This window comes from Enterobacter sp. UPMP2052 (assembly GCF_053709675.1).
In genome coordinates this window covers 64,319-83,225 of the sequence record NZ_JBSKJR010000007.1, presented here as the reverse complement: position 1 = coordinate 83,225, position 18,907 = coordinate 64,319, and the positions used below count along the sequence as shown (strand labels likewise).

Genomic DNA, 18,907 nt, shown 5'->3' with positions numbered 1-18,907 from the left:
CGCTGGTTTACCGGGGGAAATGAAGGGGTATTGTGCGGGCCGTTGCCCTCACCCCCCTCTCCCACAGGGAGAGGGAGAAAAGCCATTTACGGCGCCGGATTCACCAGCAACTGCCCCACGGATCCCCTGTCCATCATCTCCAGCGTCTGGCTGTGATAGAGGAACGGGAAGTGCGGCCACGAAGGTTGACCGTAGTAGACCAGCAGCTCTACCTGCCCGTCCACCCAGACGGTATCTTTCCAGCCGCGATCTTCCGGGAACGGCATCGCGCCGTTGACGTTGCGGATCAGGAAACTCACGCCCTCAATATGGAACGACTGGGGCATATCCGACCGCACCGTCCAGCGCTCCCAGGTGCCCTGCTGAGCGGTAATATCGATGCGGTTTACGTCCCACAGCGCGCCATTAATGCCCGGATCGTCGCCCAGGCTGATGTCGCGGCTGCGGACCGCTGGCCCGGTCATGATCTCCTGCGGTAACAGGCGCATCGGCAGGCTGTCGGTCACCAGCGGCAGCAGGCCGGTTGGACGCAGGGTCAGCACCAGGGTAGAAACCAGAATGCTCGACGGTTCAAAGAATCCGCGGATACGGTCGACAATGCTGGCCGCTTCGCCGCAGGTTAAAGAGACTTCATCGCCGTTGGTCATGTCGACCAGAATTTCACGGCGTTCGCCCGGTGCCAGCGCCAACTGCTTAACGGAAACCGGCGCGGGCAGGAAGCCCTGATCGCCTGAAATCACGTGCAGGGCGCGGCCATCGCTCATCTGCAGCAGATAGCGTCGGGAGTTGGAGGCGTTAAGCAGACGCAGGCGCACCCAGCCGCGAGACACTTCGACATACGGACTTTGCGCTCCGTTAACCAACAGCGTGTCGCCGACAAAACCGCCGCTGCCCGGCTCGCTGTATTCCGGCGTGCCAAAGTTATCCAGACGCTTGTCCTGAATAATGACCGGGAAATCATCCACGCCGTAGTGGTTCGGGATCGGCAGTGATTTGCTGATCTCATCTTCAATCAGCCACATGCCCGCGAGGCCATTATAGACCTGCTGTGCAGTGCGGTTTGGGGTGTTGGCGTGATACCACAGGGTCGCCGCGCTCTGGCGGATCGGCAATACCGGCGCCCAGTCGGCGTTTGGCGACATCATGCGCGCCGCGCCGCCAACCAGCGGACCAGGCACCTGCAGGCCGCTGACGGTCATCGCGACATTCTCAGGCGTGCGGTTACTGTAAATCAGCTTAACGTCATCGCCGTTCCACACGCGGATGGTTGGCCCGAGGTAGCGCCCGTTAATGCCCCAGATGGAGGCGCGCGTCCCCTGGGTAAAGGACCAGTGGCTGCGCTGTAACGTCAGGAAAAGCGGCTGCCCGCGACGGGATTCGATCAACGGCGGGATGGGCAACGGCTGCTGCTGCCCCGCGGCGCTGGCTGTCAGCGGCATCGCACCCGCACAAAGGGCGATCCCCGAAGCCTGAATAAATTGACGCCGACTGAGTGACATATAAGCTCCATCTGAAACGACTAACAACGCGGGAATTCGTTTTCCCTTTAACGCCGGTTAAATTTTACCGGCGGCTTCTCTCTCTGCGACTTCTTTGTCGAGCTGCGCGATATGCTGAGCCATCAGCTCGCGGCAGTGTGTCGCCAGTTCGCGCACCTGATCTTTACCGTAGTGACTGGTGTCCACCGGCGGCAGCATTTCCACTATCACCAGCCCATTATTCAGGCGGTTAAGATTAATTTTATTAGAAGTGTTGGAAACGCACACGGGAATAATTGGAACCCCTGCCGCAATTGCAGCATGAAACGCACCGGTTTTAAACGGCAGCAGGCCGCGGCCACGGCTGCGCGTCCCTTCCGGGAACATCCAGATTGAGATTTTGCGTTTTTTAAAGTGGTTCACCACTTCGGCAATGGTGCCGTGGGCTTTTGCCCGGTTATTACGGTCGATCAGCAGGTTACCGGTGAGCCAGTAAAGCTGGCCGAAGAACGGGATCCACAGCAGGCTTTTTTTCCCTACCGTCACGGTCGGCGGTAATACGATGTTAGCAGCCGTGACCATATCGTAATTGTTCTGATGGTTAGCGATATAGATGGCATTACCGAAGTTCTCTGCCCCTTCCGGCAGACGTTTTTCGACCTTCAGGCCAAACAGCGGGGCAAGACGTCCGAACATGTGACCAAAAGTGGCGACATGCTTCGGATTACGCGGGCTGAACAGGCACCAGATACAGCCGAAAACACAGACCAGAATGCAGTAAATAACGGTAAGAATTAAACGAACAATGTATAGCATAGCGACCTCTGAAGCCCTGACAGCTGACAATTATACTTCACCTGTGGCCAGGTAAGGACTTTATTACGAGCGCGTATTGTTAATCGCAACGCATGAATTAACAACGTTTTTACGGGAAATTTTAGTGAATTTACCCCCTCCGGAACAGAGGGGGTGAGAACTAAACTAGGCTTCGCTGTCGCCCACGACGGGACGATTCGGAGAATCAATCTCAATGCGGTCGATACGCTGCAGGCCGCGCATCAGCGAGCCGCGGCGGCCGCGCTCGCCCACCACTTTTTGCAGCTCTTCCGGACGAAGCTTAATTTTACGTTTGCCTACATGGATCGTCAGCGTGCTTTGCGGCGGTAAAATAAACAGGTGCGCCAGGCCATCTTCGCCTTTTGCCGCTTCCGCCGACGGGATGTTAATGATCTTGTTGCCCTTACCTTTTGACAGCGCAGGCAGATCGCTCACCGGGAACATCAGCATACGTCCGGCGGCCGTGATGGCCAGCAGCATATCGCTGTCGTTCTCAATGACCAGCGGCGGCATAACGTGCGCGTTATCCGGCAGGCTGATCAGCGCTTTACCCGCACGGTTGCGCGACACCAGATCGTTAAAGGTACAGATGAAGCCGTAGCCCGCGTCTGAGGCCATCAGCAGTTTCTGGTCGTCGGACTCCATCAGCATATGGTCAACCGTGGCACCCGGCGGCAGCGTCAGCTTGCCGGTGAGCGGCTCGCCCTGCCCGCGCGCAGACGGCAGCGTAATAGGATCGATGGCGTAGCTGCGGCCCGTGGAGTCGATAAACGCCACCGGCTGGTTGCTCTTGCCTTTTACCGCCGCCTTGAAGCTGTCGCCCGCCTTGTAGCTCAGGCCCGGCGCGTCGATATCGTGACCTTTCGCGCTGCGCACCCAGCCGCTTTGCGACAGCACGATGGTGACCGGCTCGGAAGGCTGCATGTCGTGCTCGTTCATCGCTCTGGCTTCTTCGCGCTCGTGCAGCGGAGAACGGCGGTCGTCGCCAAACGCGTCGGCATCGGCCTGCAGCTCTTTCTTCAGCAGGGTATTCATTTTGCGCTCAGAGGCGAGGATCGCCTGCAGCTTATCGCGCTCTTTTTCCAGCTCGTCCTGCTCGCCGCGGATCTTCATCTCTTCCAGTTTGGCGAGATGGCGCAGCTTCAGCTCAAGGATCGCTTCGGCCTGGGTTTCGCTGATACCGAAACGCGACATCAGCGCTGGCTTCGGCTCGTCCTCGGTACGAATGATTTCAATCACTTCGTCGATATTGAGGAACGCCACCAGCAAACCTTCGAGGATATGCAGGCGCTTGAGCACTTTTTCCAGACGGTGATTCAGACGACGACGCACCGTATCGCGGCGGAACGTCAGCCACTCGGTGAGGATCTCCAGCAGGTTTTTCACCGCCGGACGGCCGTCGAGGCCAATCATGTTCAGGTTGATGCGGTAGCTTTTTTCCAGATCGGTGGTGGCGAACAGGTGGTTCATCACCTGATCCATGTCCACGCGGTTGGAGCGCGGGACGATCACCAGACGGGTCGGGTTCTCGTGATCCGACTCATCGCGCAGGTCGTCAACCATCGGCAGCTTTTTATTGCGCATCTGGGAGGCGATCTGCTCCAGCACCTTCGCGCCAGAGACCTGGTGCGGCAGCGCGGTGATCACCACGGCACCATCTTCTTTATTCCAGACGGCGCGCATACGCACGGAGCCACGGCCGTTCTGGTAGATTTTGCGAATTTCCGCACGCGAGGTAATGATTTCGGCTTCGGTCGGGTAGTCCGGCCCCTGCACGATATCCAGCAGCTCGTCCAGCGAGGTTTTCGGCTGTTCAATCAGGGTGATGGCGGCGTTTGCCACTTCACGCAGGTTGTGCGGCGGGATGTCTGTCGCCATGCCGACGGCAATACCGGTGGTGCCGTTGAGCAGGATGTTCGGCAGACGCGCAGGCAGCATTTTCGGCTCCTGTAACGTCCCGTCGAAGTTAGGCACCCAGTCAACCGTGCCCTGACCCAGCTCGCCCAGCAGCAATTCGGCATATTTGGACAGGCGGGATTCGGTGTAACGCATGGCCGCGAAGGATTTCGGATCGTCCGGCGCCCCCCAGTTCCCCTGCCCGTCGACCAGCGGGTAACGGTAAGAGAACGGCTGCGCCATCAGTACCATCGCTTCATAACAGGCGCTGTCGCCGTGCGGATGGTATTTACCCAGTACGTCACCGACGGTACGGGCGGATTTTTTGAACTTGGCGCTGGCGCTCAGCCCCAGCTCGGACATCGCATAGACGATGCGGCGCTGGACGGGCTTCAGGCCATCCCCGATAAACGGCAACGCCCTGTCCATGATGACGTACATGGAGTAGTTCAGGTAGGCGTTTTCCGTGAATTCATGTAGCGCGAGGCGCTCTGCCATATCGCTCATTACGTGTGATTCCTCAACTCAGAAACCGATGGGTTTCAGGCAATATTGCCGCAGATACTACCTCATCTGGCGAGTTGAGTCACAAAGAAAAAGGGCCGGTTAAGCGGCCCTTTTCGGGTTATTTGTTCAGTTTAATAACCTGCTTCACGTCGATTTCAAATTCGTTCCAGTCTTTGTCGACTTTACCCTGAAGCTCGACTTTATCCTGCGGGGTCACGGTCACGCCGTTCCAGCGCTTGTGGTCGATCTCCACCACCACCGTGCCGCTCTCGTCGCGGAAGGTGTAGCGGTCATCGGACAGGCGCTCGGTAATGTTCCCGCGCAGCTTAACCCAGGCGTCGTCCTTCAGATCTTTCACTTTTGCCGCCGTGGTCAGGTTGGCGTTGTTATCCACAAAACCGCCCTGCTGGGTTTGCGTCTGGCTGGCGGTGGCCGATGGGCCGTTAAAGCCACCCTGTGCAGCAAAGACAGGTGCGGTGGTCATCATCATGATGGCAGCAATTGCAGCGTATTTTTTCATCTTTATCTCTCCCTTTAATGTTGTTTCGCAATCCATTAAACAGGGTAATCCTTAACAACTTCTTAAGGGAAAAATTTATTTATTTTTACTGTACAGCGCCCGGGCGCAACGGGTTTACTGGCTGCATCATGGAGGGAACATGCGCATTTTACTGGTAGAAGACGACAAGTTAATCGGCGACGGCATTAAGACGGGCTTAAGCAAACTGGGCTTTGGCGTGGACTGGTTTACCGACGGGAAAACCGGCCAGGCGGCGCTCTACAGCGCCCCGTACGACGCCGTGGTGCTGGATCTCACCCTGCCGGAAATCGACGGTCTGGAGATGCTACGCGCGTGGCGCGAAAGCGGCCGCAGCGAGCCGGTGCTGATCCTGACGGCGCGGGATGCGCTTAACCAGCGCGTCGAAGGGCTGCGTCTGGGGGCGGATGATTATCTGTGTAAGCCGTTCGCCCTGATCGAAGTGGCGGCCCGCCTTGAAGCGCTGGTGCGCCGCAGCCACGGCCAGACGCGCAGCGAACTGCGCCACGGTAAGGTCATGCTCGATCCGGTCAGCCTGGTGGCGACGCTTGACGGCGACACGCTGGTGCTTAAACCGAAAGAGTTTGCGCTCCTTGAGCTGTTAATGCGCAACGCAGGCCGGGTTCTGCCGCGCAAACACATTGAAGAAAAACTGTATAACTGGGATGACGACGTCTCCAGCAACGCGGTGGAAGTGCATGTTCATCACCTGCGCCGCAAGCTTGGGAGCGAGTTTATCCGCACCGTGCACGGCATCGGTTATACCCTGGGTGACACATGAAACTGAGTCTGAAGCTACGCCTGACGCTACTGTTCCTGCTGCTCTCGCTGGCCGCCTGGTTCGCCGCCAGCCTTGTCGCCTGGCAGCAAACCACCCACAAGCTCGATAAGCTGTTTGATACCCAGCAGATGCTGTTTGCCAAACGGCTGCTGACGATGGATCTGGATGAGGTCCGCGCCCCCGAACGGATGCGCGACATCCCCAAAAAAGTGAAGCACGGTCGCCTGGACGACGACGCGCTGGCGTTCGCCATCTTTAGCGCCGACGGCGATATGATCCTCAACGACGGCGAAAACGGACGCGATATTCCGTATCACTACCGCCGCGACGGATTTGACGATGGTCGCCTGAAAGATGATAACGACGCGTGGCGCTTTGTGTGGCTAACCTCGCCGGACGGTAAGTACCGGGTGGTGGTCGGGCAAGAAGCCGAGTACCGCCAGGAGATGGCGCTGGACGTAGTCAGCTCGCAGCTCACGCCGTGGCTGGTGGCGCTCCCGGTGATGCTGCTTCTGCTGATTGTCATGCTGAGCCGTGAGCTTAAGCCGCTGAAAAAGCTGGCGCAGACCCTGCGATCGCGCTCGCCGGATGCCACCGATACGCTGTCGACGCAGGGTGTCCCTGCGGAAGTCCGCCCGCTGCTCGACTCGCTGAATCATCTCTTCACGCGCACCCAGGAGATGATGTCCCGGGAGCGCCGCTTCACGTCGGATGCCGCCCACGAGCTACGTAGCCCGCTGGCCGCGCTGAAGGTGCAAACGGATGTGGCGCAGCTGTACCTCGACGATCCGCAGGCGCAGGCCAAAGCCCTGGCGCAGATGCATGCCGGCATTGATCGGGCATCCCGGCTGGTGGATCAGCTTCTTACGCTGTCGCGTCTGGATTCGCTGGACAACCTCGACAATATCGAACCCCTTGCGCTGGCCGATTTACTCCAGTCCGCCGTGATGGACATCTATCATCCGGCTCAACAGGCGGGGATTGATATTCGGCTGAACATCAATGCGCCGCAGGCAACGCGTACCGGCCAGCAACTCCTGCTCAGCCTGCTGGTGCGCAACCTGCTGGATAACGCTATCCGCTACAGCCCGCGCGGCAGCGTGGTGGACGTGACCCTTAACGCCCGCAGCTTCAGCGTGCGCGACAACGGCCCGGGTATTGCCCCCGACGCCTTAGCCCGCGTTGGCGAGCGCTTCTATCGCCCGCCGGGACAGGATGAGACCGGCAGCGGCCTGGGGCTATCGATTGTTAAACGCATCGCCACCCTGCACGGAATGCGCGTATCGCTGGCCAATAGTGCCGAGGGCGGTCTTGACGTCACCGTAAGCTGGTAGGGGATTATTGCCTGAGCAGCAAAAGACTTTGCACATTTTGCCTATTTTACCGCCCCGTTCTCGCGCGTAGACTATCTGGCATACTCTCATCGTCGAGGACAAATAATGAGCAATATTCTGATTATCAACGGCGCGAAAGAATTCGCGCACTCTAAAGGCCAACTGAATGACACCCTGACCGAGGTCGCGGACGGTTTCCTGCGCGACGCCGGGCATGATGTCAGGGTGGTGCGCGCGGACGGCGATTACGATGTTAAAGCAGAAGTGCAGAACTTCCTGTGGGCCGATACCATCATCTGGCAGATGCCGGGCTGGTGGATGGGTGCACCGTGGACCGTGAAAAAATACATGGACGACGTGTTCACCGAAGGCCACGGCTCCCTGTATGCCAGCGACGGTCGTACCCGCTCTGATGCGTCTAAAAAGTACGGCTCAGGCGGCCTGATCCAGGGCAAAAAATACATGCTCTCCCTGACCTGGAACGCACCAATCGAGGCCTTTACCGAGAAAGATCAGTTCTTTGAAGGCGTGGGCGTAGACGGCGCATATCTGCCATTCCACAAGGCCAATCAGTTCCTGGGCATGACCCCGCTGCCGACCTTTATCGTCAATGACGTGATTAAAATGCCTGATGTCCCACGCTATATCGCAGAATATCGCAAGCATCTCGCGGAGATTTTTGGTTAACTGGAAGCCTGACATCAGGAGAAACGATATGCTTACCGTAATTGCAGAAATTCGTACGCGTCCAGGCCAACATCACCGTCAGGCGGTGCTGGATGAGTTTGCAAAAATTATCCCAACCGTGCTGAAAGAAGAAGGCTGCCACGGCTATGCGCCGATGATTGATGCCGCCACCGACGCCAGCTTCCAGGCCACCGCGCCGGACTCCATCATCATGGTTGAGCAGTGGGAAACCGTGGCGCACCTTGAAGCACACCTGCAGACCGCGCACATGAAAACGTGGAGCGACGCGGTGAAAGGTAACGTGCTCGACACCCATATCCGTATTCTGGAGCAGGGCGTCTGATCCTTCCTTCCCTCTCCTTTTGGAGAGGAAAATTTCTGTGACCTGCTATGCTTATTCTGACTTCATGTTTAACAGGAGGATGGAATGGGTCTTTTTAATTTCGTAAAAGAAGCAGGCGAAAAACTGTGGGACAACCTGACCGACCACAAAGGTCAGGGCGACAAAATCGCCGAACACCTCAAGAAACTGAATATTCCCGGCTCGGATAAGGTCCAGGTTAACGTCACCGATGGCAAAGCCAGCGTGACCGGCGATGGGCTGACGCAGGAGCAGAAAGAAAAAATCCAGGTTGCCGTCGGGAACATCGCGGGCGTGAGCGAAGTGGAAAACAACATCACCGCGACCGATGCCAAAGACGAAGCCACCTACTACACGGTGAAATCCGGCGATACCCTGAGCGCCATCTCCAAAACCGTGTACGGCGATGCCAACCAGTACAACAAGATTTTCGAAGCTAACCGCCCGATGCTCTCCAGCCCGGATAAAATCTATCCCGGGCAGACGCTGCGTATTCCTAAAGCCTGATAGCAACGGAACGCGAACGGATGAAAATAGCCTGCCTTGGCTGGGGTTCGTTAATCTGGAAGTACGGCCCGCTGCCTGTCGCCGGTGAGTGGCAACCTGACGGGCCGTCTCTGCCCGTCGAGTTTTGCCGGGTCAGCGACGGCGGTGAGCTGGCGACCGCCCTCTGTATGAATGCCCCTGCGGTACCGGTGCTATGGGCCTGGCTCAGCGTGAATTCGCTAAGCCAGGCCTGTGACGCGCTGCGAAAGCGGGAGGCCATTCCGCAATCGCGCTGCGACGGCATCGGCTCCCTGCTGATTACCGGGCGCAGCACCGGTGTCCTCTCGACGTGGGCAGCGGAAAAGGGCATCGATGCCCTCATCTGGACCGGGCTGCCGCCCCGCAGCGCGAGCCTGGAAGGCCGCGTCCCCACCGTTGACGAGGCAATTGCCTATCTGGACAGCCTTAGCGGTGAGACGCGCCCCCATGCGCAGGACTACTTCCGTCGCGTACCGGCGCAAATCAGTACGCCCTATCGCAGGGCGATTTCCGACGTGCTGGGGTGGTGATCCGCCCCGGCATTTTTACCAGTACAGCTTCCAGCTCTGAGTGAACCGCACCAGCGCTTCCACGTAGAAGTAATCCCCCCAGCTTGCACACTCATCCACCCCTTTGTTGCTCGCCAGATGGTAAACCGAGTGCTTCAGCAGCCCGTTGCCCTTCTCTTCTTTACCCATCAGATAGTGTTTCGTCAGCGAGGACATGATCCCTTTTGCCCACTCCAGATAGCGTTCCCGGTCCGGGTCCGTAACCGGCAGATGTTTCACCAGTTCCAGCAGGCCGCACACCGCAATCGCCGCCGATGATGAATCGCGCAGCGCGTCGGTGCCCACCAGCGCCAGATCCCAGTGGCAGACGTTGTCTTCCGGCAGGCGGTTAAGGAAGTAGTTTGCCAGCCGTTTTGACAGGCCGATCATCGTCTCATCGCCGGTATAGATGTAGCTCAACAGGAAGCCGTAAATGCCCCAGGCCTGCCCGCGCGACCAGCAGGAGTCGTCGGCGTAGCCCTGCTGGGTGTTGCCGTAGCGCGGTGCGCCCGTCACGACATCCATATAGTAGGTGTGGAACGTCGAGGCATCATCGCGAATAAGATAGGTCGCCGCCTGCATGACATGGGCTTTTGCCGCCTCGGCGAAGCGCGGATCGCCGGTTTGTTCGCTCGCCCAGTAGAGCAGCGGCAGGTTCATGTTGCAGTCGATGATCATGCGCCCGGCCTGCTCGGGATCGGTCAGATCGCCCCACGCCTGGACGATCTTCGCCCGCGAGTGAAAACGCTCCAGCAGCGCTTGTGCCGCCAGCAGGGAGAAGCCGCGCGCTTCACGGTTGCCGGTCAGCCGCCAGGCCGCTACGCAGGAGAGCGTATAGAGGAAGCCCAGATCGTGGGTATTGGTGTCGCTGCGCCCGGCGATGCGCAGGCCAAACGAGCGCACGTGCTTCTCCGCCAGCGCGCGGAATTTTTCTTCGCCGCTCATCTCCCACGCCAGCCACAGCTGCCCGGTCCAGAAGCTGGTGGTCCACTCCACGTTGTCCGTCAGTGGATAAAAACCGTCCTGACAGGTTTCCGCCGGGAACTGCTCACCGAACTCGGTTACGTGACGGCTAATCAACTCGAGGACGTGGCTGCGCGCCGAACTCAGCTCATCGCTAAACGCGCGTGAATCGACGGGCGTGGCGATGGCGTTCAGGCGTTCCTCTTTGATACGACTTAACATATTTCGGTTCCTTCTTTGACGGCATAATTAACGTGAAGTGGGCTCGGCTACGTTCAGCGTACGGCTCCCACGCCACTTGCTCTGGCAGGCGGAGAGGGTAAACGCAGAGATCAGGGTAAAGGTCAGCGCCGTGGCGCCCATGATGATATAGGTCTGCTCGAAGCCGATGCGGTCATACATATAGCCGGCAGGCGATGACACCACCACGTTGCCGACGTACAGCATCGCCTGATAGCCCAGCAAATACATGGTGGCATTTACGCGTTTGTCGAAATGCTCGGCGATATATTTAAATACGGAGACCAGCAGCAGGCAGATTTCCAGCCCGTACAGCGGCTTAAGCACGGAAATTAACAGGTGTGAATCGCACATCCCGGAAATAATCAGACGCGCCCCGACCACCAGCCCGACAATTAACAGCCCGCGTTTAGCGCCGATAAAATTAACGAACAGCGGGATCACCATATACATCACGAATTCCATTCCCGACTGCACAGTCCCCAGATAGCCAAAGACCGCGTTGCCCTGGTGAATATCGTCGAAGAAGGTGACGAAATAGCGCGAGAATTGCTGCTCGGCAATAAACATCATCCACGCCACACCCGCCACGTACAGGCAGAAGGCCCAGAATTTACGATTCCGCAGCAGGGCGTACACGTCCGACGGCGCGATTTTTTCTTTGGTCAGCACCTCACCTGCGTGAACGGAGTTAGTGTTCACTTTCAGGCTCAGCAGGACAATCAGCATCACCACCGACGCCACGCTGCCCATAATAAAGTTATAGGCCGGAGAGAGGTTAAACAGCAGACCGGAGAAGGAGGACGCCACCGCCCAGCCGAGCGAGCCCCACATGCGAATTTGTCCAAACTCCATGCCGTTTAAACGGCTGAAGCGGTCGGAATAGGATTCGCACGCCGCCACGCCCGCATACCAGGCAAAGCTCAAATAGAGCGCGCCAATAATTATCCCCAGCATGGTGTTGGACATTAATAGCGGCTGGTAAACGTAGATAAAGAACGGAGCCATCAGGGCAGACATTGCCACCACAAAATAGAGCAGGTATTTGCTCATGCCGATCTTATCGAGAATATAGCCGTAGATCGGCTTCAGAATAACCGAGAAAATACCGTTCACCGCAAAGACGGTGCCAATGACCGACCCGCTAAGATTGGCTTTTTGCCCGAGCCAGATCGCCAGCAGGCCAATACTGGCGGACCAGGTAAAGAAATACAGAAAAATAAAACTGCTGATTTTGTAATATTCGGTTCTGTTTTTTGTAGATGGTCTTTTCATAGCATCCTCGCCAACGAGTAGGGGCCAGAGTTTTATAAGGTGAACGACAGCTGGCGTTCACTTCCGGGGTCGCGAATAACGACCTGGTCAGGGGTCATGGTCAGCTGCGGCGTCGCCGCAATCCGGTGTTGCTCGCTGGCGAAGACGGCGCAACAGAGCCAGCTTTCCCCTTGCGGGAGTTCCGTTTTGAGCAGGGGGATGGAGGCGCACTCCGCAAACATCACGCTGCTGTTAGGCGGCGTGACGAGGCTGTCCGGCTGGCGCGTAAGCGCAGGAGAGAGATCGACAATCACGCTGCTGCCGTTGCTGGCCGCCAGATAACAGCCGCGATCGCGGATCTGAGGGTCGGTTTTCATCACCGCAAATCCGCCCTCCGCCGTTTGCAGTTTCCGCGCGCTGTGAATGCGGTGCAGACGCAGATGCCATTCGCCGAACGGGATTTGCCAGGTGTCGATATGCACGTCGCACCACGGAGACCAGCGCGAGTAGAGGTAATTTTCCTCGACGCGCACCGCATCACACGCCCGGCGGCCACGAAAGTAATCGTCCCCGTCGGCCAGCAGCAGCATGGAGTCGCACGCCGCGTGTTTCAGGCCAAAGCGTCCGCGCTCAAGGGTGAAGCCGAAGCGGCTGGAGTAGGCGAATTTGGTGTATTTGGCCTCGGTGTTGACGTAATTGTTCAGCTCAAGCTGACCGGCGGTGAGCATGGTGACGTGCTGCGACTCGTCCGCGTGCATCAGGATCTGCGCCGCATGCGGGAGCACGCGTTTTTCGGCCAGCGCGGGAAGCGGCGCTTCCCCGGCCTGCCAGAACGGATGCGTCTCCGGCAGGGCCAGGATCAGAAAGGTTTTCAGCGCCCAGTACGGCGACCCCGGCGAGTTGTAGTCCTCACACATCGCCAGGTTGGGATAAGCAAAACCGAGCGTCAGAATGCCGTCGCGATCGGCAATGGGCCGCTGCTGCCACCAGCGTAAATGGCGCAGCACAATGCCCTTCACGATGCCCGGTGTGAATACCTCAAGCCCGGAAAAGGCCACCGCGCTCCAGAAAGCGACCATCGCGAAGCGGTAGGTCAGACTACGGCCAAACGGCACCGACGCGCCGTCGGCGGCGGACCAGTAGATAAAGTCTTCGGCGAACAGGCGCGACCGCTCACACAGGATCTGCCCCCTCTCCTCATCACCGCTGAGCGTGGCGTAAATCAGGCCGTAGAAGTGGAATGCCATTGAGATGTAATAATCTTTTGGCCGACCGGGGCCGTCGGAATACCAGCCGTCGCCTAAATAGTAAGCCTCCATCAGTGCAAAACGGCGATCGATAGCCTGCTGGTCGTACGGCAGTCCGGCGCGCCTGAAGCCGAGCTGCACCATGATGGCGAAGTAGTTCCAGTTACTGTCCGGCATTTGCGCATCGGTGATTTGGTTGAGCCACGCGTGCAGGTTCATGACCTCGCGCTCGCTGAAGCGGTCGGTGAGTTTTTCCCCGAGCAGCGCAAGCCCCAGTCCGTAGGCCGCCATCTCCACCAGACGCTGATCGTAGGGGGCGGTTTCTCCCCAGTAACCCGCGCTGAGCGGATCGGTGCCGAGCCGGATCGCCTCAATGTACTTGTCGCTGAACGGGGCGGCATCGCCGGAGGCCATCAGCGGAAACAGCCCCCACAGCGCGCGCGACAGCCCTTCCATCTGCGCAATATCCGTCGCGTAATGCGCACAGGTCTCGCCGAGTGAGAAACGCGACTGCCCCGCCGGAAACTGTTCATCCAGCGCGCCGAGCATGGCACTGAGAGACGCCACCACGTCCTGGCGTGAAGACAACGGATTTGATGTTTTCTGATTTGCCGCCCACATACTTTCGCCCTCGTAATCAACTGCGGCAAAGCATAGTGAATCCGCGAGCTGGAGAAATGTTAGCCAGGTCACAGGTGCGAACGATAACTAAACCCGCAGTTGAGAAAATTTAAAAAGGTGGTTTATAACGATAGCCAGACGAGGAAAAGTTGAGTTTTATTGCACTATGCGCGACACGCCGACAGCCGATTATCTGGAGTTGATTACCCTGAACGATGCGGTGGGATCGTTCAGCCGTCTGTTTGCCAATACCGTGCGTTACCATCACTGGCATCAATGCCTGGAGATCCTCTACGTCGAAGAAGGGTTTGGCGTGGTGATCGTCGATAACCGCCACTACACCATGCGTCCCGGACGGCTGTTTTTCTTCCCTCCCTTCACCCTGCACAAGGTGAGAGTGGATGAGCAGGCGCAGGCCTTGTATCGACGCACCATCATCCATCTCGACCAGCATGCGGTCCTGAAGGTGTTGCGTGATTTTCCCCATGCCCGGCAGCGGCTGCAAAGGCTCTCCTTTCGCGGCGCAGAGGCGTGGGTAGCGGACCTGGCGCATTGCCATGGTCATCTCGTGCATCTGTTTAACTGTTACCGGCCACCGATGAACAGCGAGAACATTGCCTCGCTGCTCATCAGCCTGTTCGCGATGCTGCCGGACGATAACGACGGCGCACCGGGCAACAGCCAGGGGATCGCCAGCCAGGCGATGTTCTGGCTGGATGAACATTATCAGGAGAAATTTCGCCTCGACGCGCTGGCGCACGAACTGGGGAAATCGCGCAGCTATGTGTCGCGAAAATTCCATGCCGAAACCGGCGAGAAAATTCACGACTACCTGAATACGCTCCGGCTGCGAAAGGCCTGCGAGTGCTTATTGCACAGCGATGCGAGCGTGCGCGAGATAGCGACACGGGTCGGATTTTCTGACGTCACCTGGTTTATCAGCGCGTTTAAAAAAGGGATTGGCGAGACGCCGTTGCAGTACAGGAAGAACCATGCGAACCGATGAGCGGCTTTATTGCCGGGTGGCGGCTGCGCCTTACCGGGCCTGCAATTTCATTAGGCAATATCTTAATTATCCCGGCAGCTCGCGAAAGAGGGCTATTAATTTAATTCTTTATTCGGAATAAACCGCGCTGAAATAGTAAAAGTTGCCTTAATCCTAAATCCAAAATCTTAAATCCAGCCTTTTACTATATCGTTCTTATCCGCTGTTGATTACTATATTGCCCCTCAGGTCGACGGAGTCAGTGAGGCCACCAAAAGGACAAGGGTAGTATGATTTCGATTTTGCTTGTAGACGATCATCCAGCAATCTGCTTTGCATTAAAAGTACTTCTGGAAAAGCACGGAGATATGACCGTCAGTACCTCTACGGGTGAGAACCTGCTGTCCCAACTGCATCAGCAGCGCCCGGACTTATTAATCCTGGATCTCGAACTTAAGCACGCCGATGGCCTCGAGCTGTTACCCCGAATTAAACAACACCTCCCGGAACTTAACATTCTGGTCTTTACCAGCCAGTCAGCAGGTATATATGCGCTGAGAACGCTCCACGCCGGGGCGCAGGGGTTTATCAATAAAAATATGCCACTGGAAAACGTTGAGCCACTGTGCCGGCTCATTATGGCGGGTTACCAATGTTTTCCCGAAGGGACGCTGTTCAAAGCCGCCAGCGTCAATGAAAAAAGCGATGCGTCTGAATCACTATCAAGCCGCTTCTCGGATCGCGAAATTGCCGTTCTCAATTATCTGAAACAGGGCAAGAGTAACAAAGAGATTGCCGATCTCCTGATGCTCAGCAATAAAACCATTAGCACCTATAAAACCCGGATGCTGCAAAAATGTGGCTGCGACGATCTCAACCAGCTTATCTCGCTTGTCTTCAGAGAGTCTGATAATGAGAATACTTAGTGGACTGCTGCTGTTACTCGTCGCTTTTATGGCACAAGGCGCGACAGCGCAGGAACCCCTTAAGCTTCTCTCCCGAAGCATGGAGACGATTGCCGACCCGGGACTCAGTGCAAGCGAATGGCGCTGGCTGCGTGAACACCGCAAGATCCGCCTGGCCGTCTGGTTGCCGATGTCGCCGCCCTATGACATTACCACCGGCCTGAACGATTACGGTGGCATCAATGCCGATTTCCTCGGCCTGGCGGCCGATAATCTTGGCGTCGAAATAGACGTTATTCGCTACCCAAACTATGACGCTGCGCTGGAGGCGTTACGCGCAGGGGAAGCAGACTTCATCGCGCAGGCCAGCGATAACCAGCAAAATCAGGGGCTGATACTGAGCCATCCCTACAGCCCAAATGCTGCCGTTGAAGTGGTCAATAACGAAGCCACACAGGATGATGCGGTCAGAAAGATTGCCATCGCGCCGGGCTACGATCCTCAACGCGTCCTGCAGCGTTACCCGAACGCGGAGATCGTCCCCTTCTACTCACCGCGCCACGCGCTGGAAGCACTCGCGTTTCGAAAAATCGACCTTTTCTTTTGCGATGGCGTTACCGCCCGCTATCTGGTGAACCAGTCCAACATCAGCAACTTACTCATACGCCCCCTCGACACCCCCTTTCCCGTGTCAGGATTTTCCTTTGCGGCAATGCCAAAGATGCACATGTGGGTAAGGGTGCTGAATAACTTTCTGGCCGCGTTGCCGGAAAGTGCAAGCGTAGAGATACACCGTCGGTGGAATGGCGGCATCCCGCTTTCACTGAGCGAGCAGAAACCGGTCTTTACCTCGCTGGAAAATAAATGGATTGATGAGCACAAACGCATACGGGTGGCCGTGGCCGAGGATAACCCACCGATCGCCTTTTTTGATGACGGTGGCCAGATGCGTGGCATCATCGCCGATGTCCTGACCGCATTGCAGCTCCGCACCGGGTTTACCTTTGTCATCCAGCGTTTTCCTACCCAAAGGGCGGCCCTGGCGTCGGTGAAAGCGGGAAAATCGGATTTGGTTGCAGGCGTGACGCAGGGGGACATCTGGCGCACTGATTTACTGACCACCCGTACCTGGCTCTATAACTCCTGGGTGATGGTCGGGCAAGCGCATTCTGTTCCGGGCGCGGTGAGTCCTGGCGTGCTCAGCCTGGATGGGCAGTCGCCAGAAGAGTGGTTACGTAAGCAGAGCGGAGGCCAAACGGAAAAAGTCGACACCTGGCGACAGGGGCTCAACCGCATCGTTCACAGCCACGACAAGATGATGGCCATGCCGTTGATCGTCGCCAATACGCTTCTGGCGAATAAAGAGTATGCCGCGCTCCGTATTCTGGGAAGTATCGACATCGACCCGATGCGATTCTCATTCGGGGCGTCCCGTCAGTCCTGGCCTTTAATTACCATTCTCAATAAAGCGCTCATTAATATTCCGCCGGAGGACCTCCATGCCCTGACCCGTGGCGGAAATGCCGGTAACAGCTTCACGTCGACCGGGCCAAAACAGGTAGCGCTGAGCACGGTATTGACCATCGGACTGGCTATCATGGTTCTCCTCTGCCTCGCCGCCGCCTGGGGTTATCGCCGCCATCGGCGCGCTCAGCAGCGAATGCTGAAGATCATGTCGGCCCAGCGACAATCCAGAAATCGTGCCCATCGCGCCAGCCGTGCAAAGAGCGTGTTTCTGACCACCATGAGCCACGAGATACGCACGCCTATCGGCGCAATCATGGGGATGCTGGAACTCGTCATGAAGCGCCCTGGCGATACCCAGCAAAACCGCCAGTCGGTGCAGGTGGCGTGGGATGCGGCCCAGGCCCTGCTGCAGTTGATTGGCAACATACTTGATGTGTCGCGTATTGAATCTGGCCGCCTGGTGCTTCGCCCCGAGCGGGCCTCGCTGCGCAAGCTGATCGAGGAGCCCGCGATGTTGTTCGAAGGCATGGCGGCGCAAAAAGGGCTGGCCTTCGTGCTGGAACGTGATGCCGAACTGCAGGAGGACGTGCTGGTCGATCGCAGCCGTTTCAGGCAGATTTTGGTTAACATCGTCGGAAACGCGATCAAATTCACCGAACGCGGGCAGATAACGCTGAGCGTGCAGCTCGACGGACGTGACGAGGGCTATCTGCTGTTGCGTATCACGGTCGTCGATACCGGCGAAGGTATCGACGAGGCCACCCGGCAGCGGTTGTTCCAGCCCTTCGCTCAGGGAAACACCCGTAACGTCGCACAGGGGAGCGGGCTGGGCCTGTATATCTGCCGCACGTTAACAATGATGATGGGCGGGAGTTTAGCGATCCACAGCGAGCCTGGACATGGAACGACGGTCACGGTCTCCCTTAAGCTGCCGGTAATGGCAGAACGCCAGGATGCTCCTGATATACAGCCCGCGTCGCCACTTTCCCGCCCCTCTCTGCGCGTTTTGATTGTCGATGATAATCCCGTGGGCAGAATGGTATTAAGCCAGCAGCTGAGCTGGCTCGGCCACCGCGCGATCGGCGCCGACAGCTCAGCCTCTGCGCTGGAAACGCTAAAGCAGGTGCAACCTGATGCGGTGATCACCGATTGCAATATGCCCGGCATGAGCGGGTTCGAACTGGCGCAGTTCATCCGTGCGCACTACCCCGACATTGCGGTCTTTGGCGCGACCGCAGACGCACGGGAAGTTGTCCGTGAGATGGCAAGAGAAGCAGGCATGCGCGACTGTCTGTTCAAGCCGGTCACGCTCACTATGCTGGCGGAACTGCTGGCTCCCCTGAAGGGATCTGTCCCGGTCGCCGAAGAGCCACAAGACGCATTGGCGTGTAACCTGCCGCCCGAGCTGCTGGAAGGGGATAACCTGCCCCTGTTTCTTTCGCTCCAGATGTCGGTCATTGATGAATCCCTTGCCCACTTGCGCGCCTGGCTCGCCGCGCCAGAAACCTCACTGCGTGAAACGCTGCACAAACTGCGCGGCGGACTGGCGTTACTGGGCGTGCCCGCGTTGATAGCCCGCTGTGAAGCACAGGAAGCCACCCCGGACCGCGACGGGATCCACCAGCTGTTAGCTGAACTTGCGCAGCTACGCGCCGCGTTACAGCGTTGGCACGATTCAGGACGACAACCTTAATCCACGTCCTACATGCGTTGAGGACGCGTCTGCATCGTTT

At 57.7% G+C, this 18,907-nt stretch carries 16 protein-coding genes; 9 read left to right on the top strand and 7 right to left on the bottom strand.

Annotated features, from left to right (window positions below; genetic code table 11):
• Positions 1–86 precede the first annotated feature (86 nt).
• The 4 genes from ftsP to ACWKX3_RS17445 form a co-directional block, all read right to left on the bottom strand.
• The gene (gene ftsP / locus ACWKX3_RS17460) at positions 87–1,499 is read right to left on the bottom strand and encodes a cell division protein FtsP (protein WP_006178544.1); all 1,413 of its coding nucleotides are present in this window, start codon (positions 1,497–1,499) and stop codon (positions 87–89) included.
• Positions 1,500–1,556: 57 nt separating this feature from the next.
• A complete protein-coding gene (plsC, locus tag ACWKX3_RS17455) occupies positions 1,557–2,294 on the bottom strand; it encodes a 1-acylglycerol-3-phosphate O-acyltransferase (protein WP_058610762.1) in 738 nt (245 codons plus the stop codon).
• A gap of 165 nt (positions 2,295–2,459) precedes the next feature.
• Entirely contained in the window at positions 2,460–4,718 is a 2,259-nt protein-coding gene (gene parC, locus ACWKX3_RS17450) for a DNA topoisomerase IV subunit A (protein WP_006178546.1), read from the bottom strand.
• A 118-nt stretch (positions 4,719–4,836) separates the two neighbouring features.
• Entirely contained in the window at positions 4,837–5,238 is a 402-nt protein-coding gene (locus ACWKX3_RS17445; RefSeq protein WP_058610761.1) for a YgiW/YdeI family stress tolerance OB fold protein, read from the bottom strand.
• 139 nt (positions 5,239–5,377) lie between these two features.
• Here ACWKX3_RS17445 and qseB point away from each other — a divergent pair, with 139 nt between their 5' ends.
• The 6 genes from qseB to ACWKX3_RS17415 all read left to right on the top strand — a co-directional run bounded on the left by qseB (position 5,378) and on the right by ACWKX3_RS17415 (position 9,474).
• Positions 5,378–6,037: a quorum sensing response regulator transcription factor QseB gene (gene qseB, locus ACWKX3_RS17440; RefSeq protein WP_454542141.1), complete on the top strand. Its 660-nt coding sequence runs from the start codon at positions 5,378–5,380 to the stop codon at positions 6,035–6,037.
• Positions 6,034–7,371 (top strand): quorum sensing histidine kinase QseC, encoded by a 1,338-nt coding sequence (gene qseC / locus ACWKX3_RS17435; RefSeq protein ID WP_006178550.1) that lies wholly within the window; start codon positions 6,034–6,036, stop codon positions 7,369–7,371. Before qseB ends, qseC begins: the two co-directional genes overlap by 4 nt.
• 105 nt (positions 7,372–7,476) lie before the next feature.
• Positions 7,477–8,058, top strand: a complete 582-nt coding sequence (locus tag ACWKX3_RS17430) for an NAD(P)H-dependent oxidoreductase (protein WP_006178551.1) — start codon at positions 7,477–7,479, stop codon at positions 8,056–8,058.
• Between the two features lie 28 nt (positions 8,059–8,086).
• Positions 8,087–8,401: a putative quinol monooxygenase gene (locus ACWKX3_RS17425; protein ID WP_006178552.1), complete on the top strand. Its 315-nt coding sequence runs from the start codon at positions 8,087–8,089 to the stop codon at positions 8,399–8,401.
• Positions 8,402–8,485: 84 nt separating this feature from the next.
• Entirely contained in the window at positions 8,486–8,926 is a 441-nt protein-coding gene (lysM, locus tag ACWKX3_RS17420) for a peptidoglycan-binding protein LysM (protein ID WP_006178553.1), read from the top strand.
• A gap of 20 nt (positions 8,927–8,946) precedes the next feature.
• A complete protein-coding gene (locus tag ACWKX3_RS17415) occupies positions 8,947–9,474 on the top strand; it encodes a hypothetical protein (protein WP_454542140.1) in 528 nt (175 codons plus the stop codon).
• 15 nt (positions 9,475–9,489) lie between these two features.
• Here the strand turns inward: ACWKX3_RS17415 and ACWKX3_RS17410 are convergent, their stop codons facing one another.
• From ACWKX3_RS17410 to ACWKX3_RS17400, 3 genes are read right to left on the bottom strand one after another with little or no spacing between them, the layout of a single operon-like run.
• Positions 9,490–10,677, bottom strand: coding sequence for a glycoside hydrolase family 88 protein (locus ACWKX3_RS17410; RefSeq protein WP_454542139.1), 1,188 nt, complete (start codon positions 10,675–10,677; stop codon positions 9,490–9,492).
• A 27-nt stretch (positions 10,678–10,704) separates the two neighbouring features.
• Positions 10,705–11,970 carry an oligosaccharide MFS transporter gene (locus tag ACWKX3_RS17405; protein ID WP_454542138.1) on the bottom strand — a complete coding sequence of 422 codons (1,266 nt, stop codon included), beginning with the start codon at positions 11,968–11,970 and terminating at the stop codon, positions 10,705–10,707.
• Between the two features lie 32 nt (positions 11,971–12,002).
• Complete coding sequence (locus ACWKX3_RS17400) at positions 12,003–13,817, bottom strand: DUF2264 domain-containing protein (protein WP_454542137.1); 1,815 nt, start codon at positions 13,815–13,817, stop codon at positions 12,003–12,005.
• A 166-nt stretch (positions 13,818–13,983) separates the two neighbouring features.
• On the opposite strand from ACWKX3_RS17400, the gene ACWKX3_RS17395 reads away from it, so the two are divergent.
• The 3 genes from ACWKX3_RS17395 to ACWKX3_RS17385 all read left to right on the top strand — a co-directional run bounded on the left by ACWKX3_RS17395 (position 13,984) and on the right by ACWKX3_RS17385 (position 18,867).
• The gene (locus ACWKX3_RS17395) at positions 13,984–14,823 is read left to right on the top strand and encodes a helix-turn-helix transcriptional regulator (RefSeq protein WP_042322006.1); all 840 of its coding nucleotides are present in this window, start codon (positions 13,984–13,986) and stop codon (positions 14,821–14,823) included.
• 269 nt (positions 14,824–15,092) lie between these two features.
• Entirely contained in the window at positions 15,093–15,728 is a 636-nt protein-coding gene (locus tag ACWKX3_RS17390; RefSeq protein ID WP_454542136.1) for a response regulator, read from the top strand.
• Positions 15,715–18,867 (top strand): ATP-binding protein, encoded by a 3,153-nt coding sequence (locus ACWKX3_RS17385; RefSeq protein WP_454542135.1) that lies wholly within the window; start codon positions 15,715–15,717, stop codon positions 18,865–18,867. Before ACWKX3_RS17390 ends, ACWKX3_RS17385 begins: the two co-directional genes overlap by 14 nt.
• The last annotated feature ends 40 nt before the right edge of the window (positions 18,868–18,907 follow it).

Excerpts from the sequence above, each read along its gene's own strand:
- ftsP (WP_006178544.1), bottom strand. The coding sequence starts at position 1,499 with ATGTCACTCAGTCGGCGTCAATTTATTCAGGCTTCGGGGATCGCCCTT.
- plsC (WP_058610762.1), bottom strand. The coding sequence starts at position 2,294 with ATGCTATACATTGTTCGTTTAATTCTTACCGTTATTTACTGCATTCTG.
- parC (WP_006178546.1), bottom strand. The coding sequence starts at position 4,718 with ATGAGCGATATGGCAGAGCGCCTCGCGCTACATGAATTCACGGAAAAC.
- ACWKX3_RS17445 (WP_058610761.1), bottom strand. The coding sequence starts at position 5,238 with ATGAAAAAATACGCTGCAATTGCTGCCATCATGATGATGACCACCGCA.
- qseB (WP_454542141.1), top strand. The coding sequence starts at position 5,378 with ATGCGCATTTTACTGGTAGAAGACGACAAGTTAATCGGCGACGGCATT.
- qseC (WP_006178550.1), top strand. The coding sequence starts at position 6,034 with ATGAAACTGAGTCTGAAGCTACGCCTGACGCTACTGTTCCTGCTGCTC.
- ACWKX3_RS17430 (WP_006178551.1), top strand. The coding sequence starts at position 7,477 with ATGAGCAATATTCTGATTATCAACGGCGCGAAAGAATTCGCGCACTCT.
- ACWKX3_RS17425 (WP_006178552.1), top strand. The coding sequence starts at position 8,087 with ATGCTTACCGTAATTGCAGAAATTCGTACGCGTCCAGGCCAACATCAC.
- lysM (WP_006178553.1), top strand. The coding sequence starts at position 8,486 with ATGGGTCTTTTTAATTTCGTAAAAGAAGCAGGCGAAAAACTGTGGGAC.
- ACWKX3_RS17415 (WP_454542140.1), top strand. The coding sequence starts at position 8,947 with ATGAAAATAGCCTGCCTTGGCTGGGGTTCGTTAATCTGGAAGTACGGC.
- ACWKX3_RS17410 (WP_454542139.1), bottom strand. The coding sequence starts at position 10,677 with ATGTTAAGTCGTATCAAAGAGGAACGCCTGAACGCCATCGCCACGCCC.
- ACWKX3_RS17405 (WP_454542138.1), bottom strand. The coding sequence starts at position 11,970 with ATGAAAAGACCATCTACAAAAAACAGAACCGAATATTACAAAATCAGC.
- ACWKX3_RS17400 (WP_454542137.1), bottom strand. The coding sequence starts at position 13,817 with ATGTGGGCGGCAAATCAGAAAACATCAAATCCGTTGTCTTCACGCCAG.
- ACWKX3_RS17395 (WP_042322006.1), top strand. The coding sequence starts at position 13,984 with ATGCGCGACACGCCGACAGCCGATTATCTGGAGTTGATTACCCTGAAC.
- ACWKX3_RS17390 (WP_454542136.1), top strand. The coding sequence starts at position 15,093 with ATGATTTCGATTTTGCTTGTAGACGATCATCCAGCAATCTGCTTTGCA.
- ACWKX3_RS17385 (WP_454542135.1), top strand. The coding sequence starts at position 15,715 with ATGAGAATACTTAGTGGACTGCTGCTGTTACTCGTCGCTTTTATGGCA.